The organism is Vibrio sp. 03_296 (assembly GCF_002265885.1).
On record NZ_NPKW01000349.1, the window covers coordinates 1 to 1,257 of the forward strand.

Sequence of the window (1,257 nt, forward strand, 5' to 3'; positions counted from 1 at the left end):
TACAATATCATCTAGATTGTGGCGCTTCTAATTCATCGGCCGTTGCACGCAAACCTTAAGAGATTTTCGCCCCGCCACTCGGCGAATGTCTTCACCACCGCCTTCTTGCGAGTTGGCGTTGAACTCCAAACTGGTTTGCCCACCGGTCATCAGCAGGTAAACATCCGCTAGAATCTCCGCATCGAGCAATGCCCCGTGGAGCGTTCGGTGTGAGTTATCAATGCCGTAGCGTTCACACAAAACGTCTAGATTGTTACGCTTGCCAGGGGAAGATCTTCTTCGCCATTCGCCAGCCGTATCGGTCCACCTTGCAGTAGTCATCGGTTTTACCGATTAGCGGCGTCCAGTTTACCGAACTCATAATCCATAAAGCCCACGTCGAAGGGCGCGTTATGAGCCACCAGCTCTGCCCCTTTAATGAACTCTAGGAACTCTTGGATGAACTTGACGATACTCCGGTTTATCAACTAGAACTGATCGGTAATACCGTGAACATCGATCGCATCGGTAGTAATTTCACGGTCTGGCTTAAGGTAAACATGGAAATGTCGCCCGGTCAGCTTGCGGTTGATGATCTCCACCGCCCCGATTTCGATGATTCTGTGCCCCATATAGTGTGGGCCACCTTCACGGTTCATACCCGTGGTTTCCGTATCGAGCACAACGATACGATCGTATTCAGAATTGTTACTGGTATTCATAATGATATGTGTGTCAGACTATGCAGAACGTATGCTTTAAACATGGCTTTCGCTAATAGTACCAAAACATGACAAAACAAGTTGAAATTTTCACTGACGGTTCTTGCCTCGGTAACTCCTGGACCCGGTGGTTACGGTGTCGTCTTGCGTTACAAACAAGTACGAAAAAACCTTAAGCACAAGGCGTATAGACTCACCACCAACAACCGAATGGAAATGATGGCTACCATCGTTGCTCTTCAGGCCTTGAAAGAACCTTGCAATGTGATTCTCACAACCGATAGCCAATATGTTCGACAAGGTATTACTCAGTGGATCCACAATTGGAAAAAGCGCGGTTGGAAAACCGCCGATAAAAAAACCGGTCAAAAACGCCGACCTTTGGCAAGCGCTTGATAAAGAAACCACTCGCCATACGATTGACTGGCGCTGGGTCAAAGGACACGCTGGCCAATCGTGAAAACGAAATGTGTGACGAAGTTGGCACGTACCGCGGCCGAAAACCCAACCCTAGACGACACATGGATTACTCAGCCTGCCGAGTAAACTACTCTCT

2 pseudogenes are annotated in these 1,257 nt (G+C 48.4%); one reads left to right on the forward strand and one right to left on the reverse strand.

Annotation, left to right across the window (positions count from 1 at the left end):
• Positions 1-7: 7 nt before the first annotated feature.
• A pseudogene (gene dnaQ, locus CIK04_RS24550) lies at positions 8-701 on the reverse strand (DNA polymerase III subunit epsilon).
• 68 nt (positions 702-769) lie between these two features.
• Here dnaQ and rnhA point away from each other — a divergent pair.
• Positions 770-1,247 (forward strand): annotated as a pseudogene (gene rnhA / locus CIK04_RS24555) (ribonuclease HI).
• The last annotated feature ends 10 nt before the right edge of the window (positions 1,248-1,257 follow it).